Source organism: Streptomyces sp. NPDC085460, from assembly GCF_044541975.1.
Lineage (GTDB): Bacteria > Actinomycetota > Actinomycetes > Streptomycetales > Streptomycetaceae > Streptomyces.
In genome coordinates, this window is record NZ_JBITTO010000019.1 from 45,019 (window position 1) to 63,920 (window position 18,902).

The 18,902-nt window shown below is 70.7% G+C and carries 14 protein-coding genes; 5 read left to right on the top strand and 9 right to left on the bottom strand.

What is annotated here, in order from left to right; translation table 11 throughout:
• The first annotated feature begins 77 nt into the window (after nucleotides 1–77).
• Nucleotides 78–452, top strand: coding sequence for a hypothetical protein (locus ACIGHB_RS32730; protein WP_399918262.1), 375 nt, complete (start codon nucleotides 78–80; stop codon nucleotides 450–452).
• A 44-nt stretch (nucleotides 453–496) separates the two neighbouring features.
• On the opposite strand, the gene ACIGHB_RS32735 is transcribed toward ACIGHB_RS32730, so the two are convergent.
• Nucleotides 497–985, bottom strand: a complete 489-nt coding sequence (locus ACIGHB_RS32735; RefSeq protein ID WP_399918264.1) for a hypothetical protein — start codon at nucleotides 983–985, stop codon at nucleotides 497–499.
• Nucleotides 986–1,493: 508 nt separating this feature from the next.
• Between ACIGHB_RS32735 and ACIGHB_RS32740 the strand changes: the two genes are divergently transcribed.
• Complete coding sequence (locus ACIGHB_RS32740) at nucleotides 1,494–1,988, top strand: carboxymuconolactone decarboxylase family protein (RefSeq protein WP_391084375.1); 495 nt, start codon at nucleotides 1,494–1,496, stop codon at nucleotides 1,986–1,988.
• A gap of 35 nt (nucleotides 1,989–2,023) precedes the next feature.
• On the opposite strand, the gene ACIGHB_RS32745 is transcribed toward ACIGHB_RS32740, so the two are convergent.
• The 5 genes from ACIGHB_RS32745 to rhaI all read right to left on the bottom strand — a co-directional run bounded on the left by ACIGHB_RS32745 (nucleotide 2,024) and on the right by rhaI (nucleotide 8,893).
• A complete protein-coding gene (locus tag ACIGHB_RS32745) occupies nucleotides 2,024–3,481 on the bottom strand; it encodes an NAD(P)/FAD-dependent oxidoreductase (RefSeq protein ID WP_399918266.1) in 1,458 nt (485 codons plus the stop codon).
• 65 nt (nucleotides 3,482–3,546) lie between these two features.
• The gene (locus tag ACIGHB_RS32750; protein ID WP_399918268.1) at nucleotides 3,547–3,759 is read right to left on the bottom strand and encodes a hypothetical protein; all 213 of its coding nucleotides are present in this window, start codon (nucleotides 3,757–3,759) and stop codon (nucleotides 3,547–3,549) included.
• Nucleotides 3,760–3,824: 65 nt separating this feature from the next.
• A complete protein-coding gene (locus tag ACIGHB_RS32755) occupies nucleotides 3,825–5,324 on the bottom strand; it encodes a rhamnulokinase family protein (protein ID WP_399918270.1) in 1,500 nt (499 codons plus the stop codon).
• 217 nt (nucleotides 5,325–5,541) lie between these two features.
• Nucleotides 5,542–7,581: a bifunctional aldolase/short-chain dehydrogenase gene (locus tag ACIGHB_RS32760; protein WP_399918272.1), complete on the bottom strand. Its 2,040-nt coding sequence runs from the start codon at nucleotides 7,579–7,581 to the stop codon at nucleotides 5,542–5,544.
• 142 nt (nucleotides 7,582–7,723) lie between these two features.
• Nucleotides 7,724–8,893 (bottom strand): L-rhamnose isomerase, encoded by a 1,170-nt coding sequence (gene rhaI, locus ACIGHB_RS32765; protein ID WP_399918274.1) that lies wholly within the window; start codon nucleotides 8,891–8,893, stop codon nucleotides 7,724–7,726.
• 280 nt (nucleotides 8,894–9,173) lie between these two features.
• Between rhaI and ACIGHB_RS32770 the strand changes: the two genes are divergently transcribed.
• Nucleotides 9,174–9,644, top strand: a complete 471-nt coding sequence (locus tag ACIGHB_RS32770) for a MarR family winged helix-turn-helix transcriptional regulator (RefSeq protein WP_388881525.1) — start codon at nucleotides 9,174–9,176, stop codon at nucleotides 9,642–9,644.
• A 154-nt stretch (nucleotides 9,645–9,798) separates the two neighbouring features.
• Nucleotides 9,799–11,388: an MFS transporter gene (locus tag ACIGHB_RS32775; RefSeq protein ID WP_399918277.1), complete on the top strand. Its 1,590-nt coding sequence runs from the start codon at nucleotides 9,799–9,801 to the stop codon at nucleotides 11,386–11,388.
• A 140-nt stretch (nucleotides 11,389–11,528) separates the two neighbouring features.
• Here ACIGHB_RS32775 and ACIGHB_RS32780 read toward each other — a convergent pair whose 3' ends face one another.
• From ACIGHB_RS32780 to ACIGHB_RS32790, 3 genes are all read right to left on the bottom strand, one after another.
• Nucleotides 11,529–11,903, bottom strand: coding sequence for a DUF6086 family protein (locus ACIGHB_RS32780; protein ID WP_399918279.1), 375 nt, complete (start codon nucleotides 11,901–11,903; stop codon nucleotides 11,529–11,531).
• Entirely contained in the window at nucleotides 11,903–15,508 is a 3,606-nt protein-coding gene (locus ACIGHB_RS32785) for an ALF repeat-containing protein (protein WP_399918281.1), read from the bottom strand. The genes ACIGHB_RS32780 and ACIGHB_RS32785 overlap by 1 nt, the downstream gene beginning before the upstream one ends.
• A 240-nt stretch (nucleotides 15,509–15,748) precedes the next feature.
• A complete protein-coding gene (locus ACIGHB_RS32790; protein WP_399918283.1) occupies nucleotides 15,749–17,554 on the bottom strand; it encodes a trypsin-like serine protease in 1,806 nt (601 codons plus the stop codon).
• Nucleotides 17,555–17,805: 251 nt separating this feature from the next.
• Between ACIGHB_RS32790 and ACIGHB_RS32795 the strand changes: the two genes are divergently transcribed.
• Entirely contained in the window at nucleotides 17,806–18,855 is a 1,050-nt protein-coding gene (locus ACIGHB_RS32795; protein WP_399918284.1) for a helix-turn-helix domain-containing protein, read from the top strand.
• Nucleotides 18,856–18,902 lie beyond the last annotated feature (47 nt).

An 18,902-nucleotide genomic window follows, 5' to 3' on the forward strand; every position in this document is an offset into this window, starting at 1 on the left:
CCCGGGGGACCCGCGTAACAGCCCGGTCATCTCGCCGACCAGAACGAATGTGGAGCACGACGCCATGGCGCCTCGAAATGAGCCGGCTCGGCGGCCTGAGCAGCAACTCAACAAAGTACGGCTTCATCAAGCCGCTCGACGAGGGACCGATCTCGTTGGCCGGCGGACGGCTGGTCATCGGTGATGCCATGGGTGTGACGTGCTTCGTGAGCCTCATCAGTGAAGCGGGCAGGCAGGCAGCGGATCTGTGTCGCGGCCATCAGGTGCGGACGACGGTCTGTCGCGGCTGGTGGCGTGTGGTCCCCGGAGCCCGCTTGGCTGCTTCCCCCGACAGGAATACGGACGGGCGGGCGCATTGCTTCCCCATGTCCGTCGGCTGTTTCGGCAGATTGGCGGGCATGCTGAGAGGCCATGGTGAGTTCGTGTTCCCCGCGGCTTCTGAGTCGGCCTGATGTGTGACGGGATCGGTTGATGCCTCCGACGGCGGGGTTCCGTGTCAGGTGGCGGTGACGGTGGCGGTTTCCAAGGCCACGACGACCATGACCGGGAGGTCCGTGTCGGGCTGGATGACCCCGGCTGTCAGGATCCGGTCGTCGAGGGCCCATTTCTTCAGCGCGATGAACTCGTCCTCGTCCTCCAACGTCTGCTCGGCCTCGACGAGCTGGCCGGCGAAGGAGGACCGCTCGATCTCGGGGAGGAAGTCGGCAAGGACCTGCTCTCCTTCCTCGTAGACGGCGTCCAGATCGTCGAAGTAGCCCGACTCGTCCACGTCGCGGATCCACACGCTGAACGAGACGGTGACCGTCGCGCTGCTCCACGTCCGGATCCAGGCCCCGATGCCGTCCCTGTCCCAGGAGGTCTGCACGCCGTCACGGGTCTTGCCGCCGGGCGTCCATTCCTGGTCCGCGAACCGCGCGGCCGCAGCTTCGGCGGTCAGCGGGGCGACGGCCCCGAGCTGTTCCAGCATCGCGATCACCGCAGCCATGGACGACTCATCCCACTCGCACTCCCACTCATGCTGTTGCTGCCGGGCACGTGATACGCCCTCAGCTCGTCACGAGACTCGGAACGGGTCATGGCCATCACTCTGACACACCCTCTCCGCGCGTACGGCCGGCCATCAGGCAATCGCGGTCGGAGCCGATCTCAGAGATCGTCGGCGGGGGCATGCCCCGCCCCAGCCCAAGCCTCGGCCCAGCCCCGCCCCCACCCCAGCCTTGGCCCGGGCCGGAGGCCCCTGGTTCGGTGTCCGCGGCGCTGTGGCCGGCGTTGAAGAGGGGCCGCGGTGATCGTGTTCCGGGCGGCGCGCAGTCGGCCGATCCCTCGCGACGTCGCCGGGTGGGCCGTGATCGGCTGGGGGCTTGCGGGATATCCCCCGTCGGGCCGGGTGTACGCGAAGTGAGAATTCCGACCGGAGTCCTGTCACATCGCGCCGGGTCCGTCCGTCAGTCCAGTGAAGACACCGACCAGACAGATCTGAAAGCGAGCCCGCCATGTCGAACCGCAGCACCTCGATCTCCCGCATGCCGAACCCGGGCGAGTTCGTGCCCGAGCTGGCGGACATCTCCGCCGCCCTCTTCCGCGCCACCGGCAACAAGTCGGTGCCCCGCACCACGATCAACCTGATCCACCTGCGCGCCGGGCAGATCGTGCACAACACGTACCTGACCGTCCTGAACACCAGCTTCCTGCGGAAGGCCGGCGAGTCCGAGGAGCGCATCACCGCCGTCTCCTCCTGGCAGGACGCCCCCTACTTCACCGACGCCGAGCGCGCCGCCCTCGCCCTGGTCGAGGCCACTGTCCAGCCTGCCCCGCACGGCCGCGAGCGCGTCACCGACGAGGTGTACGCCGAGGCCGCCAGGCACTACGACGACAAGGCCATGGCGACGCTGACCGTCGCCATCGGCCAGATCAACTTCTTCATCGCCCTCGCTCTCATCGGCAAGCCCCAGCCCGTGGCTTCCCTCGCCGACGAGCAGTGGGACTAGGACTGCCCGACGGGCGTCCAGGCGTTCTTCGGCCTCTACGGCGACGGCACCGAACCGGCTGTGGGGGGAGAGGTCCGCAGGTAGGTGTTGAGGTGCCGGAGGTGCGTGGGAGGCGCGGCGTGGGCCGCGGCGAGGATCTCGGGGGGTAGCGCGATCGGTCGGTCGAGCCGTTCGAGGGCCTCGTGGGCCTGGCTGCGGGCCCGGGCGGCGATGGGCTCGGTGTCGAGGAAGTACGGCAGGCGCATCCCGTACTCGGCGGCCGTCTCGACCTCGTCGGACACGAACAGGTCGATGGACTCCTCGACCGTCATCGTCTCGATGGGGTCGCGCACCGGGGCGAAGGGAGCCAGGAGTTCGGGCAGGGGGCCGGGGTCGAGGATGGTGTCGGCCAGGTGACGGGCGATGACGGGCGAGCTGTGGAATCCGTCGCGGTAGGTGCCGGTCGCCGCGTACAGGCCGTCGATTCCGGTCGGGCCCAGGAGCGGGAAGCGGTCCAGGGGGACGGGGCGGCCGGCGTAGTGCCAGCCCTGGACGGCCGACATGCCCAGACGGGTGTCGAACTGGTCGGTGGCGAAGCGCAGCAGGAACTGGGTGACGCCGAGGCGCGGTCCGGGGGGTGGGGCGAAGGACACGACGTTGGTCGCCCCGAGGTACTCCACGCCGCCGCCCAGCGGAACCAGGTGCATGCCGCACGCACCGGAACGGGTGGGGGTGCGGATCACCCGGTCGAAGCCGGGCCTCGTGTGGCGCAGGGTACGCACGGCACATCCCGTGCCGTGCAGCATCGGCGGGGTTCGGCCGGGGAGTAACTGGTCGAGGAGGGGACCGGAGGCCGTACCCGCGGCCACGACGACGGCGCCCGCGGCGATCTCGGTGCCGTCGTCCAGGCGCATGCCGGTGCACCGGCCCCCGGCGGTCAGCAGGTGCGTCGTGCTGCCGTCGGTGACGGTGACACCGAGACGGCGGCCGCAGGTTTCCAGCGACTGGAGGACTGCGCGTGCGTCGACGGCGCCCTCGCGTTCCAGGTAGAGCGCGCGGAGAGGGCGTTCGTGGGGCACGGGCCGCAGACCGGGGATGTCCGCGGCCTGGACCTCTTGGTGCGGTTCGGCGTGCTCCTTCAACGCCTCCTGGACCGCGTCGAAGTTCCGTACGGCGGTCGCGGTGGCCTGGGCGCCCAGCACCACGAACGTCCCCGGCGAGGCAAGGGAGGGGCCCTTCCCGGCTCCGTCGCCGAGGGCGGCGAGCCAGTCGGGCCACGCGTCCAGTGCCGTCCGGGCCATCGCGAACTTGGCGCGCGAGGCCGGATGGCGGTGCGTGGTGTCGGTGACCTCGGCGAAGCAGTTGAGCATCGCACCGGCCGCGGCCGTCGCCCCGCCCGGCCGTGACGCCGGCCCGACCAACACCACCCGGAGCCCCGGGGCGCGGCGTTTCAGTTCCACCGCGAGCGACAAGCCGAGCACACCATTGCCCGCCACCGCGACATCCGCCCTCATCCGCCGCACCACACCAGCCCTTCCCGCCGTCCGCGTCGCGGAAGCCTCCCCCACGACGGCCTCCCTCAAGCGGGGCGGCGACTCCCGATCAGCGATCGCGCGACGCCGATCGACGCCGGCCGCCGCCGTCTCGTGTGCCGAAAGGGTGTGATCTTGCCCGCACCGTCGGCGCCGAGCAGGCCGACGATCTCACCGGGGCGAACGTGCATGGTGAGGCCGCGGCAGGTCGCGGCGGCCGGGAAGTCCCCCGTGACGCCGAGGCGTTCGAGGGGCTTCATGGTGGCGACGGCCGTGGACGGGTGGACGGCGTCGTTGACGCGGGTGGCGGAGAGGGCGGCGCGCGTCAGGAGTTCCTCGGGGCGGAGTCGAGGCGGGCGGCGGCCGCGTCCCAGGCGGCGGTGTCGCCCCGGGGGGTGTAGTGCCGCAGGTGCTGGGTGGAGGCGATCAGGCGGCGCATGTCGGCGAGATCCCCGACGAGTCCGGCGGCGCGGGCCTGGACCAGGATGTTGCCCAGGGCGGTGGCCTCTGTGGGGCCCGCGACGACGGGCAGGCCGGTGGCGTCGGCGGTGAGCTGGCACAGTAGGTCGTTGCGCGATCCGCCGCCGACGAGGTGGATCCGGCTGATGCCGCGGCCGGCCAGTTCGGCGGCCTGCCGCAGGGTGCGGCGGTGGGCGAGGGCCAGGCTCTCCAGGATGCAGCGGACGACCGCACCCTGGCTGCCGGGGACGCGCTGGCCGGTGCGCGCGCAGTGGTCGCGGATGCGGGCCGGCATGTCGCCGGGCGCGAGGAACTCCGGGGCGTCCGGGTCGACGAGGGAGGCGAAGGATTCGGCTCGGGCGGCGTCGGCGAGGAGCGTGGGGATGTGGGTGGGCAGGTTCTCCTTCTCCCAGGTGCGCCGGCACTCCTCCAGGAGCCACATGCCCATGATGTTGCGCAGATAGCGGATCGTGCCGTCGATCCCGCGCTCGTTGGTGAAGTTCGCCGCCCGGGACTCCTCGCTCAGCACCGGGGCGTCGAGTTCGAGGCCGGCGAGTGACCAGGTGCCGCACGAGATGTAGGCGAAGTCCGGCTCGGCCGCGGGCACGGCGACGACCGCGGAGGCGGTGTCGTGCGAGGCGACCGTCGTCACCGGCGTCCGCACGTCGAGCCCGGTGTACGCGGCCACGTGGGGCAGCAGGGTGCCGGCCGGGTCGCCGGGGGAGCGCAGCGGCGGGAAGAGGCCCGGGTCGAGGGAGAGCCGGCTCAGGAGTTCCTCGGACCAGGTGCCGGTGCGGGCGTCGAAGAGTCCGGTCGTGGAGGCGTTGGTCTCCTCGGCGCCGACGGACCCGGTGAGCCAGTGGACCAGCAGGTCCGGGACGAGCAGCAGGGTGCGGGCGGTGTCCCGCTGGACGGTTCCCTCGGCGGACGCCAGCTGGAAGATCGTGTTGAACGGCAGGTGCTGAAGGCCCGTGATGCCGTACAGATTCTCGCGGCCGATCTCGGCCCTGACACGTTCGGCGACTTCGCCGGTCCGCTCGTCGCGGTAGTGGAAGGGGTGACCGAGCAGGGCGCCGTCCGCGTCGAGGAGACCGTAGTCGACGGCCCAGGTGTCCACGCCGATGGAGGCGACGCCGCCGGATCGGGCGGCCTCGCGCAGTCCGTCGAGGATGCCCTGGAAGAGTGCGAGCACGTCCCAGCGCAGCCCGTCGGGGAGTCGCACGGGTGTGTTGGGGAACCGGTGGACCTCGGTGAGGTCGAGGGTGTCCGGCCCGACCCGGCCGACGATCACCCGTCCGCTGGTGGCGCCGAGGTCGACGGCGGCGAACGCGGAGGAGAAGGCGGACGACGGGGGAGTAGTGGTCACGGGGCATACCTCTGTGGTGCGGGCGGCTCGTCAGGGAACGGCAGGAGAGGTGGAGCGACCGGCGCCCGGCGGGCACGGCAGGAGGGATGGGGGCGGCCGGCCGTGCCCGGCGGGCACGGTGTCGGGGCCGGTTCCCGTACGGCATCACGCCGCCGGTCAGCTGGGGGCACCTGGAGCGGGTGCGTCAGTCACCCGCCCCAGGTGGGATCAAGGGCCGTCAGCGCAGGAAGGCGGCGGCGACGCCGGCGTCGACGGGGATGTGCAGGCCGGTGGTGTGGGTGAGGTCGCCGCCGGTGAGGGCGAAGACCGCGCCCGCGACGTGCTCGGGGAGGACCTCGCGCTTGAGGAGGGTGCGCTGGGCGTAGAACTCGCCGAGCTTCTCCTCCTCGATGCCGTACGTCGCGGCGCGCTGGGCGCCCCAGCCGGCGGCGAAGATGCCGGAGCCGCGGACGACGCCGTCGGGGTTGACGCCGTTGACGCGGATGCCGTGCTCGCCGAGTTCGGCGGCGAGCAGGCGGACCTGGTGGGCCTGGTCGGCCTTGGTGGCGGAGTAGGCGATGTTGTTCGGGCCGGCGAAGACGGCGTTCTTGGACGCGATGTAGACGATGTCGCCGCCGAGCTTCTGCGCGGTCATGATCCGGGCGGCCTCGCGGGAGACGAGGAAGGAGCCGCGGGCCATGATGTCGTGCTGGAGGTCCCAGTCGCGCGCGGTGGTCTCCAGGAGCGGCTTGGAGATCGAGATGCCGGCGTTGTTGACGACGAGGTCGACGCCGCCGAAGGCGAGCACGGCCGCCTTGAAGGCGGCCTCGATCTGCTGCTCGGAGGTGACGTCCACCGTCACCGCCACGGCCTTGTCCGGGCCGCCCAGCTCTTCGGCGACCGCCGTGGCGTTGTCGCCGTTCAGGTCGGCGACCACCACGCACGCGCCTTCGGCGACCAGCCGCTGCGCGATGGCCCTGCCGATGCCCGAGCCCGCGCCCGTGACGAGCGCGACGCGGGTGGCGAGCGGCTTCGGCTTCGGCATGCGCCGCAGCTTGGCCTCCTCCAGCTCCCAGTACTCGATGCGGAACTTCTCCGCCTCCTCGATGGGGGCGTAGGTGGAGACGGCCTCGGCGCCGCGCATCACGTTGATCGCGTTGACGTAGAACTCGCCCGCGACGCGCGCGGTCTGCTTGTCCTTGCCGAAGGAGAACATGCCGACGCCGGGGACCAGCACGATCGCCGGGTCCGCGCCGCGCATCGCCGGGGAGTCGGCGGTGGCGTGCCGGGCGTAATAGGCGGCGTACTCCTCCCGGTACTCGGCGTGCAGCTCCCGCAGCCGGGTCACGGCCTCGTCCAGCGGCGCGCCGGCCGGGAGGTCCAGGACCAGCGGGCGGACCTTGGTGCGCAGGAAGTGGTCCGGGCACGAGGTGCCGAGGGCCGCGAGGCGCGGGTGCCGGTCGTGGGCGAGGAAGTCGAGGACGACGTCGGAGTCGGTGAAGTGGCCGACCTGCGGCCGGTCCTGGGAGGCGATCGCCCGGATGTGCGGGGCGAGTGCGGCGGCCCGCTCCCGGCGTACCTCCTCGTCCAGTGCCCCGTAGCCGTCCAGAGGGGCACCGAACGGCTGCTCCTCGCCCCGCTCGGCGAGGAAGGTCTCGGCCGTGCGGATCATCCACAGGGCGTTCGTCTCGCACTCCTCGGAGGTGGCGCCCCAGGCGGTGATGCCGTGCCCGCCGAGCACGACGCCGACGGCGTCCGGGTGGGCCTCCTTGATCGCCGCGATGTCCAGGCCGAGCTGGAAACCGGGGCGCCGCCACGGCACCCACGCCACCTTCCCGCCGTAGCACTCCGCCGTCAGCTTCTCGCCGTCGGCGGCGCAGGCCAGCGCGATGCCGGAGTCGGGGTGGAGGTGGTCGACGTGGGCCGCGTCGACCAGGCCGTGCATGGCGCTGTCGATGGACGGTGCCGCGCCGCCCTTGCCGTGGAGGCAGTAGTCGAACGCGGCGACCATCTCGTCCTCGCGCTCCACACCCGGGTACGTGTCCTTGAGCGCCCGCAGCCGGTCCAGACGCAGCACGGCGAGGCCGCTCTCGGTCAGCGTGCCGAGGTCGCCGCCGGACCCCTTCACCCACATCAGCTCGGTGTCCGAGCCGGTGACCGGGTCGGTGACGGTGCCCTTCGCGGAGGCGTTGCCGCCGGCGTAGTTGGTGTTGCGCGGGTCGGAGCCCAGCCGGTGCGCGCGGTCGAGGAGCGCGGCGACTTCGGGAGGGGTGGGCATGTGCGATCAGTCCTTCGCGGGTCGAAGAGTCAGGGGGAGGGGGCACCCGGGGAGGGGGCACCCCGGGGGGCACCCCTTGGGGGTGGGTGCCCCGTCAGGGCGCGGGCACCGCCAGGGCGCGGTGCCTCGTCGGGCGCGTCGGTCAGGCGCCCCAGCCGGCCTGCTCGCCGCCGACGCGCTCGGCCGCGATCCGGTCCTGCCACCCGGAGGCGGCGTACGCGGCGACAGGGTCGGGGTGCAGGCCCCGCTCCTCGCGCACCTCCCGCAGCAGCGGACGTACGTCGGTGTTGTACGCGTCCATCAGCACGGCGTTGGCGCCGAGCACGTCGCCGTCGCGCTGGGCGGCGGCGAGTGCGTCGGTGTCGACGAGGAGCGCCTTGGCGGTGGCCTCCTGGACGTTCATCACGGAGCGGATGACGGCCGGGATCTTCGCCTCGATGTTGTGGCACTGGTCGAGCATGAAGGCCACGTTCGTGGCCGGGTCCAGGCCGCCGTTCTTCGCGACCTCGTGCATGATCCGGAACAGCTGGAACGGGTCGCTGGACCCGACCATCAGGTCGTCGTCGGCATAGAACCGCGAGTTGAAGTCGAAGCCGCCGAGCTTCCCCTCCCGCAGGAGGAAGGCCACGATGAACTCGATGTTGGTGCCCGGGGCGTGGTGCCCGGTGTCCACGACGACCTGAGCCCTCGGACCCAGCCTGAGGCAGTGGGCGTACGAGGTGCCCCAGTCCGGCACGTCCGTCGTGTAGAACGCCGGCTCGAAGAACTTGTACTCAAGCAGCATCCGCTGGTCGTCGCCGAGCCGCTCGTACACCTCGGCCAGCGCCTCCGCCAGCCGCTCCTGGCGGCCGACGATGTCGTCCTGCCCCGGGTAGTTCGTCCCGTCGGCGAACCACAGTTTCAGGTCCGTCGAACCCGTGGTGTCCATGATGTCGACGCACTCCAGGAGATGGTCGACGGCCTTGCGGCGCACCGTCGCCTCCGGGTGGCAGACGCTGCCGAGGCGGTACTCGTCGTCCTGGAAGGTGTTGGAGTTGATCGCGCCCAGCTCCAGACCGCGCTCCTCGGCGTACGCGGCGAGGGCGGCGTAGTCGTCGACGCGGTCCCACGGGATGTGCAAGGAGACCTTCGGGGCGACGCCGGTGAACTCGTGGACCCTCGCCGCGTCGTCGAGCTTCTCCCACGGGGTCCTGGGGACACCGCCCTGCGCGAACACCTTGAACCTGGTGCCGGAGTTCCCATAGCCCCAGGAGGGGGTCTCGATGCGCTGGGTCTTGAGCGCGGCCTTCACGGCGTCCCGTACGACAGTCATTGGGCAACCTCGGAACCTGGGCCGCGCTGTGTGCGTCGGCGTATGAATCGTTTCAGCCACACAGAAGCATGGCTTCTGGTAGACGGTCAAGAGGGTGATGTGAACGGATGTGAAAGGATTCAGTCAAAGGGCAGGTGCTGCGACCTGCGACCTGCGACCTGCGGTGGCGAGGCGCAGGCCGCCCTTGGGGCGGTCGGCCCCCGCGTTCACGCCGTGACGTCATCCACGCAGGGGAGGTAGGTCTTTTGGCATAGCTATATCTTCATAGTTGAATGCTGTCATGCTCCCCTCCAGCGAGTCCGCGCAGGACCTCGACCACACGGCCGCCGGCCTCGTGGCCTGCCTGCCCGCGCTGGGCCGAGCACTCGAGCGGTACGTCGACCAGGACTACCCGTACCCCAAGCCCTCCGAGGCTCAGCTCGCGCTCCTGCGCTACGTCTCGACGCACGACGGCACCACCGTGCGTGCCGCCGCCGAAGCGCTGCTCATGAAGCCGAGCAACGTCAGCGCCCTGGTCACCCAGCTCACCGAGCAGGGGCTGCTCGAACGCCGCCAGGACCCCGCCGACAAGCGCGTCGCGCACCTCCACCTCACCGCGGTCGCCCAGCGGCGACTCGGCGAGGTCGCGCAGATCATGAGCGCCCGCGTCGTCCGCGTCCTGCGCACCATGACCGACGGTGAACTCGACGCCCTCGGCTCCGCGCTCGGCGCCCTGAACAGCCTCGACCAGCGCCTGCACGCCGCGCACTGACCCGCCCCGCCCGCATGGTTCGAGCGGGCCCGGCCCCGTCGCGGCCTCTCCTCTCACCTCCTGCACCTGCGCATGCACCCGTGCCGGCCGCCGCGCCCCCCTGCTCACGGCCGCCGCGCCGGCATGCCGTGAACCGAAAGAACTCGACACAGCCATGCCCTCCGCCGGCACCCTCGCCGAAACCTCCCACCGCCCGCCCAGCAGCCCCCCCGCCCGCGAGCGGCGCTCCAACCCGTGGCTCACCCTGATCGCCGTCGCCTTCGGCCTCTTCATGGTCGGCCTCGACGGATCCGTCGTCGCCATCGCCAACCCCGAGATCGGACGCGACCTCCACGCCTCCACCTCCGACCTCCAGTGGGTCACCAACTCCTACCTGCTCGCCCTCGCCGCCGCCCTCATCCTCGGAGGCAAGCTCGGCGACCGCTTCGGCCGCCGCACCCTCTACCTCGTCGGCGTCGCCGGCTTCACCCTCGCCTCGGTGGCCATCGGCCTCGCCGGCTCCATCGAAGGCGTCATCGCCTTCCGCGCCCTCCAGGGCTTCTTCGGCGCCCTGCTGATGCCCAACACCCTCGGCCTGCTCCGCGCCGTCTTCCCGCCGAAGAAGTTCGGCATGGCCGTCGGCATCTGGGCCATGGTCTCCTCGGTGTCCACCGCCCTCGGCCCCATCGTCGGCGGCCTCCTCGTCCAGCACGTCGACTGGGAATCCGTCTTCTACATCAACGCCCCCATCGGCGTCATCGCCCTCGCCTTCAGCGCGGCCGTCCTCCCGCAGAGCCGGAACAAGGCCGCCGCGCAGGAGAAGTTCGACGTCCTCGGCGTCGTTCTGCTCGCCGCGGGCACGCTCCTGCTCGTCTTCGGGGTGGTGAAGGGCGAGACCTGGGGCTGGGCCTCCGGCGGCACCCTCGGTGCCATCGGCTCCGGCCTGCTGCTCCTCGTCGCCTTCGGCTGGTGGCAGACCCGCGTCTCCTCGCCGCTGCTGCCGATGCGCCTGTTCCGCAACCCCGCGCTCACCATCGGCACCGTCATCACCGCGCTGAACTTCTTCGTCCTGCTCGGCGTGATCTTCTTCGTCATGATCTACCTGCAGAACGTCCGCGGCTTCACCCCCGTCGAAGCCGGCGTACGCACCCTGCCGCTGAGCCTGGCCTCGGTCGTCGCCTCCCCGCTGGGCGCCGCCCTCACCGACAAGTTCGGACCCCGCCTCACCATGCCGCTCGGCATGGCACTCCAGGGCATCGCCTGCTTCACCATGCTCAGCTGGGACGCCCACTCCTCCTACGCGCTCCTGTGGCCGCCGTTCGTCGCCCTGGGCCTGGGCGTCGGCATGGTCATGGCCTCCTCCTCCGACGCCATCGTCGGCAACGCGCCCGTCAAGGACGCCGGAGTGGCCGGCGGCCTCCAGGCGACCGCCCTCCAGATCGGCGGCGCGCTCGGCACCTCCGTCCTCGTCTCCCTCATCAGCAGCAGGGTCGGCACCACCCTCACCGGCGAACTCGCCACAGCGGGAGCACCGGCACCCGTCGCCGACGGCCTGCTGGAGGCCAAGGACGCCGTCGCCATGGGCATCGCCCCCGTCTCCGACACCATGCCGGCCGCCCTTCGTACAGCCGTCACCGAAGGCAGCCACCAGGCATTCATGAACGGCGTCCACACCTCCGTGCTCGTCGCCGGCACGCTCTGCGCCCTCGGTGCGATCCTGGCCGCCGCAGGCGTGAAGCGCTCCCCGGACGCCGTCCGGCACTGAATCAGTCCTCAGGCACGCGGACCATCGCGAAAACTGAGCCCCGCCCGTGAGGCGATGCTGTGCACTGCCTCCTTGTACGCGAGCCGGCCGGTCCCGCGGGTGCGGGACCGGCCGTTCTCACGCCGAGGCGTGGGGCCTTCTCAGAAGTCCGTCCACATGGCGCGCGTGTAGGCGCCGTGGTCATCCAGGAGTCCGTGCTCCGTCTCCGGGTTCCGTGTGATCGATCCGCCGCCGTTCTCCAGCATGACGATGGAGGACAGCAACAGGCCGTGAAGGAGTCCGTGCAGGACGAAGTTGCTGGTGTTGAAGTACCGGTCGTACAGCTTCTGAGTGAACCGCTGGAACAGGACCAGGTCCACCTCGCTGCCGCCCAGGCGCTCGGCGTAGGTCAGCCCTGTGGGCACCTGCAGCAGGGCGCCGGTCTCGGCGGCGAGGGCGGCGTAGGTCTGCCCCACGCCGATTCCCGGATCCCAGATGATCTTCGATCCTTCAATGTTCCGGAACGGGTAACTCATCAGTTCCACCTCGTCTGGATCGGGATCTCCGGATACTTTGCCCTGAGTTTCTGAAGCTCGGTCTCGATCAGCTCCACGAACCGTGGATCCTGGTTCGGGCGGGTGAACCAGAAGCCCATGGGTGCGTCGTGGTAGAACTCCGGCAGCTGCGCACGGGCAGCGATGTACTTTTCGATCTTGTCTTCCAGGTGTGTGAGCCATTCGGTCTCGCCCCAGTAGCCTAGGACGCTCTTCTCCTCCCACAGGACGTCGCCTTCGAAGACGTCGATGTCGGTGATCCGATTCCCAGTCGTCGGATCGTAGACCGGGTGATTGACCTTGCCTTCGAGGCAGCCCCTTCCCACCGGCCCGCCGGCCACCGCCTGCACGCCCATCATCGGCGTCATGTCGGACTGAGCCGACATCGTGGCCGCGCCGAGGGCCTTGCAGCCGCGGCGGATCAGCTTGAGGCTGTCCCATGCCTTGTTGAGCGCCTTCAGCTTGGCGCCCAGCAGAACATCGACCGCCAGGGTCCCGCAGTCCTCGAAGTTCTTGTTGTCGAGGCATGCTTCAAGATTTCCGAGGCCGGTCACCGCACTGGTGAAGGCGTGCAGTTCCTCCATGGCCTGATTGAACTCGGGGCCCATGGAGATGATGTCGCAGCCGATTTCGTTGTGCTGGCACCATCGGGCGAATTCCTGCGGGTCGCAGGGAACGATCGCCTGGCCGCACCGGTAGATCTTGCGCGCCTGGTAGCCGGGGTCCTGCTCGGCCTTCAGCTTGGCTTCGAGGGCGGCCTTGCGGCGGGCCTCTTCTTCCTCCCGGTACTTCTTCACCGAGATGACGAAGGTCTCCTGCGCTGCCTTGAGGGCGGCGTCCGCGTCCTGGCCCGCCGCGACGGCCGACTCCCGCGCCTGTTCGGCGTAGGCCCACGCGGAGGACGCGGAGGCCTGGGCCATCTCGGAGGACAGGGTCGCGTCGGAAGCGGAGAGCGCTGCGGCCTCGGAGGCCGTGTCGGCCTCGTTGGCCGCCTTGCGCGCGGTGGCCGCCGAAGCGGCAGCGCTGGCGGCGGAAGCCTCGGCGTCCCGGGCGTACTGGTCCGCCTTGACGGCGCTTGCCAGTGCTTCCTTTGCAGCGGCGTCAGCCTTCAGCGCCCACTGGTTGGCTTCGGCGGCGGCCTTGCGGGCGGTGGCGGCGACCTTCTGCGCGGTCGCGGCGTTTCTCTGTGCCTCGGCCGCGATCTTGGCGGCGTCCGCGATCAGCTTCTGGACCTGCGCCTCGTGCGTGGCGTCGAGGTGGTCCTGGCGGGCGGCCTTGTGCTGGCCGGAGACGACGAAGGCGTGGACCGTCTGTGGGGAGCCTTCCAGCGCGATCCGGGCGGCGGCCTTGACCTCGTCCCCGCCTGCGCTGAACAGCTGCGCGGAACGTACGCGTTCGTCCTGGGTACGAGCGGTGAACTGCGTCGTGACCAGGAACTGGCTGTACTTCTTGGGGTCTTGGCTGTTCAGAGCCGCCTGCGCGGCGTCGGAGACTGCCGGGCCTGCTCCGGAGGCGACCTGTGCGACAGCGACGCGCATGCCTTGCGAGGCGGCCTGGTACTGGCCGTCGTCGATGAAGGAGGTGACGGCTGCCGCGTCGCCGTCGAGCGCGGCCTCGGCCGCCGTACGGACCTCAGGGGTTGCGCTCTCTTCGGCGAGTCGCTCGACGTAGGAGCGTTCGTCCTGCTCGCGGGCTGTCTTCCAGCCGTTCTTCAGGTAGTCGATGACGACCTCGTCGGGGCCTGCCAGCGCCGCGTCGGCCGCCGCGCGTCCCCAGGCCGTGCCGTTCTTGGCCGCCAGCAGGGCCAGCTTGCGTCCCTCGGTGGCGATCAGCGCGAGATCGGCTCCGGGCTCGGCGAGCTCGGCCACGAGCCGGTCGCGTTCGGCGTCGCGGTCCTTGACGGCCTGCATCCGCTGGACTGCCTTGGCCGTGTCGGCGGTGTAGTCCGCCTTCTGGTCCCGGGCCAGCGCGATGCCGGCGTTGGTGCGACCCAGCAGGTCCTCGGCCTCCACCTCACGGGCGAGGGCGTAGACCTTCTGGGCCTCCGCCACCGCCTCCGTCGCGATGGTCGCGGCTGCGCTGGCGGCGTTGGCGTGCGCGGTGGACTTGGATGCGGCAGTGGCCGCATCGCCCGCGTGCTGAGCCGCGTCCTCGGCTGCCGCCGCGGCGTTGGTGGCGTGGGTCGCGGCCTTGCGGGCGGCGTCACGGGCATCACCCGCGGCCGTCGCCGCCTTGCGGGCCAGGGCCCCGGCGGCGTTGGCGGCGCGGTTGGCCTCCGTGGCGTGACGCTTGGCGGAAGCAGCGGCGGCACGGGCCTCCGCCGCGGCGTCGCTGGAGGTTCCGGCGTAGCCGCTGGCGTCCATCGCCGCGTTGGCGGCCGCGGTGGCGTCAGCGCCCGCGGCGACAGCGGACTCCGCTGCCTCACCTGCAGCGGTGGCGGCCTTGGCTGCCTGATCTGCCGCGTCGGCGGCGAGGTTCGCGCCCTTGGCGATGTTGCGCGCGTTCTCGGCGGCCACGCGTGCTGCGTCGGCCTTGCCCGCATCGGTCGCGGCATCGGCCGCAGCCGACTGCGCGCGTGTCGCGGCCTGGGCCGCGGACGCCGCCGCGGCCGCTGCCCGGGAGGCGGCGTTCGCGGCGACACGCGCGGATCTCTTCGCCGCGCCGGCCGCGTCGATTGCCTTCTGCGCCGCGGTGGCGGCCTGGGCGGCGGCCTTCGCGGCGTCGGCGGCGGCGCGAGCCGCCTTGCCGACTTCACCCTGGGCCGCCGCCGCCAGTGCCTTGGCGGCGAGCGCGGATTCCTTGGCCAGCCGGGCCGAGTCCACGGCCTTGGCCGACTGGGCCTTGGCGGCCTCCGTCTCCTTCGCGGCCTGTCGACCGGCTTCCTGCGCCTGCGCCGCGAGCTCGGCGACAGTGGCGTGCTCTTCGTCCTTGTTGCGTGCGACGAACTGGCCGACCTCCAAGAACTCCCGGCGGTCGTCCGGTGTGCCGTTCATTGCGAGCTGTCCGGCGGCCTGGAGGTTGGTGCCGCCCACGCTGATGATCTGGACGACTTGAAGGCGGTCGTCCTGCTCACGGGCGGTGTACTGCCCGTTCCGGAGGAACGCCACGATGTCTTCCGGACTGCCGTTGAGCGCAGCCCGCCCGGCGTCCGCTTCGACCTGCCGCGCGGTGCTGACGATCTGGGCGACCCGCACACGCTGGTCCTGTCGCAACGGCTCTTCCCAGCCGTCGTCCAGGAAGTCCTCCAAGGCGAATCGGCCTTCGGCCATCGCCGTTCGGGCTGCGGCCAGGAGCTCCGTGCCGCCGATGCTGCCGAGCTGTGCGGCACTGACCCGCTTGTCCTGGAGGTCCAGGGCCTCGACGACGGACAGGAAACCTTCGACGTCGGCGGCGCTTCCGGTGAGCGCCGCTTCCGCGGCCGCCTTCACGTTCGGACCGCCGTCCCGCCAGTGATCCACCACCCGGCCGCGGTCCGCGGGGGTCACTTCCTGCGAGGCCGCGAGCCGGACCGCACCGGTGTGCCCGCCCGCAGAGGCGGAGGCTCCCAGCAGGCCCAGGGTGAGGGCCACGGGCAGCATGCCGAACATGGAGGCGCGTATCGCGCGCCTGATTCTTCCCGGGCGTCGAGGCCCGTGGAGTGTTGGTTTCACCAGACTCTCATCTCGTTACCGGCGACTCACGTCGGCGGGACGCGGGCGTCGGCCCGCGTCCCGCCTGGATGTCACTCTGTTGTGGCGTTCGGTCAGTTCATCCCGGCCAGTTGCCCCCCTCGGGCCCGTACGGGCACGCTTCCGCGGACCCGCGTAGGTCGACCGGAGGGGTGTGCGTCACAGGGTGATCATCAACGTGCCGCTGTTGAAGTAGCTGCCCATGTTGGTGCGCACGGATACCTTGCCGTTCGCGAGCTCGTAGATGACCATGTCGGCCTTCATGTCTCCGGTTGTGTCCCCGAAGCTGAGGTGTCCGAGGTCGGTGCCGGTGACGAAGCGTCCCCATCCTGTGGTCCAGTGGGTGCCGCCGTCGAAGTAGGTGCCCATGTTCTTGCGGACGTTGATGTTGCCGTCGGTGCCGTGGACGATGAGGTCGGCCTTGTTGTCGCCGGTGATGTCGGCGAAGTAGAGCCGGCCGAGGTCGGTGCCGGTGACGAAGCGTCCCCATCCTGTGGTCCAGTGGGTGCCGCCGTCGAAGTAGGTGCCCATGTTCTTGCGGACGCTGATGTTGCCGTCGGTGCCGTGGACGACCAGGTCGGCCTTGTTGTCACCCGTGATGTCGGCGAAGTACAGCCGGCCCAGGTCGGTGCCGTCGAGGTAGCGTCGCCACCCCGAGGACATGACGGTGCCCGCGCCGAAGCTCGTGCCGAGGTTGCGGTGGACCGTCACGGTGCCGTCGGTGCGCTGGACGACCAGATCGTCCTTGCCGTCGCCGTCGATGTCGGCAGGCGTCGTCCGGTCGCGGGTGATGATCGACCGGACCCAGTCGGAGACGTTGTCCGTCCTCACGCCGTGGGCGCCCACGGCGGTGCCCGCGTTGCCGAGGCATCCGGCCTGCTGCGAGCGGCTGCCGATGCCCACCAGGGTCGCGTTGCCGTTCACGACGCGCAGGGCCGGGGCTCCCGCGTCTCCCTTGCAGACCGTGGCGCCGGCGGACGCGGAAGCGGCCAGGTCGAACCCGTCGGCCACAGTGGCCCCGACGGTGAACTCGGCCGCGTGGAGCACGTTCGGCGTCCACGCGGTGCTGGTACGGCCGAATCCGGCCACGGTCAGCTTCTCACCGGCAACCGGAGCCGTCGTGCCCAGAGCGACGGGGGTGACGGTGTCGGCGGGCGTCTCCAGACGGGCCATCACCAGGTCGCGGTCCGGGTGCGGCACGACCTCGCTGATGCCACTACTGTGCAGCCCGCTGGAGGAGAGGTCCGAACGGCCCAGCAGCAGGGTGCTCCTGAGCTTCGGAGCGCCCTGGGCGACGTTGTTGTCCACCGCTGGGTCATCGGCGAAACAGCTCTTGGCCGTGACCGCCCAGTTCCGCGCGACGAGCGTCGCCGTGCAGGACCGGAAGTCCCCTACGCGCAGTCGGCCGGCGTACCCGTACGTGGTGTCCCCGGACAGGGCGGGAGCCGTTCCGCTCGGACCGGTGACCCGGATCTCGACCAGCCGGCTGCGGGTGCCGCCCGCGACGCCCTCGCCGACCGGCGCGTAGCCGCCCTTGGGGATCGTGATGGTCTTGTCGGTGCCGTCCTCGGCGGTGAGTGTGGCGCTCATCGGCTGGTCGGCCGCGTCGATCCAGAAGGCCCGGTTGAGGTCCAGAGTGAGCAGACCCGTGTCGGCCCGGGAGACGAAGCAGTACATCTCCTGCTTGTTCGCGGGCGCACCGACGACCTGCACGCGTATCTGCGTGGCGTCGAGGTCGCAGTCGGCGAGCGTGATGTTGCCGTCACCGCGGATCAGCTTGATGCCCTTGTCCGCCTCGATCCGGTCGGCGTTCGGGTACGCGCCGTCCTCAAAGGCGTACGGCATCACCGCCTCGGTGGTGTCGGCAGGCGCTGCCTGTGCCGCGAATGCCTGACCGGCCGCGGGAATGGTGAGGGCGGCGACGGTCATCACCGTGACGCCCATTCTGGTGGCACGCGTGTGCACCTGATCGTGTCCTTCCGGAGGAAGTGTTGTTCGAGGGCCTCGCGACAACCGCGGTAGTGCCCCGTGCCTGCCCTGAACCGATCCGGGCAGAAGGCTCACGCTAGGACCGCCGCGAGCACCGCTCCAGGGACACCACGCGCCAATACGGGACTGCAGGCGCCATCAGGGGACCTCAGACGCCGAGTTGGGGACTCCACGTGCCTCGCACCGGCAATCACCTGGGAATTTGCGCTGCTCTATGCTCTGCCCTTGTGCAATCACACTCGCATCCGGGGACGACCTCGTCCGCCCTCACCCGGCTGTCCGTCGAGGTCATCCGCATGACCGGCGCGGACCCGAACGGCTACGCGCACCTGCCGGGCCTGGCACCGGAACACCTCCACGGCAACACCTACCGCACCCCCGCCGCCACGACCGGGCGCCTGGCGGACCTGACCACCGTTCACGTCCCGTGGACCGACATGGCGGTGCTGCTCGTAGGGCAGTCACACATCGGCGCCCTCGGCGTCTGGGACTACCTGATCACCGCCGCCCCCACCCCCCTCGAAGGTATCCAGGACGCCGCGGCCTACTTCGCCACCGTCGTGGACACCGCCACCGAGTGCCTGCACATCGCCGAGGACGGTGACCACGTCACCATCAGCCACCGAAGTCAGGCAGACGTCACCCACGAAGCCGCCTGCGCGATCCGCGCCTACGCCCTGGGAATCCTCCGGCAGCGGCTCAGCCAGGCAGCCGGCCGCGCCCTCGTTCCCCTCCGCGTCAGCCTGGCGGCCCGCGCACCCCGACGGCACGACATCCTCTCCGAGCTCTACAGCACGCGCGTCATCCATTTCGAGGCCCCCGACAGCTCGATCACGTTCCGCGCCGCCGACCTGAAAATTCCTGGACCCCACACCCAGCCCGGTCTGTCGACCGTGCTGCGAAGACACGCCGATCAGATCCTCGCCACGGCGATACCGCTGCATGACTGGCTCAGCCTCTTCCGCACCCATCTGGCCGCCGCCCACGACGAAGCCGCCCCCACCTTGGCCGCCGTGGCCCGACGCATGGCCCTGAGCACACGAACCCTCCAGCGACGCCTCGACGAACACGACACCACTTGGAGCGGCGAACTCGAAAACCTGCGCCAGACACAGATCACACGGCTGCTGGAGACCACCGACCTCAGCATCGACTCCATCGCCACCCGAAGCGGCTACGCCAACGCCCGCGCGCTGCGCCGAGCAGTCCAACGCTGGTACGGAACGACCCCCGCCGCTCTCCGCAGCAACAGCCGCAGAACGTTCATGACCTGGTAGACGGGAAGCTGGTCGTGGGAGACGAACCGGCAAGGCCGTCGAGTACG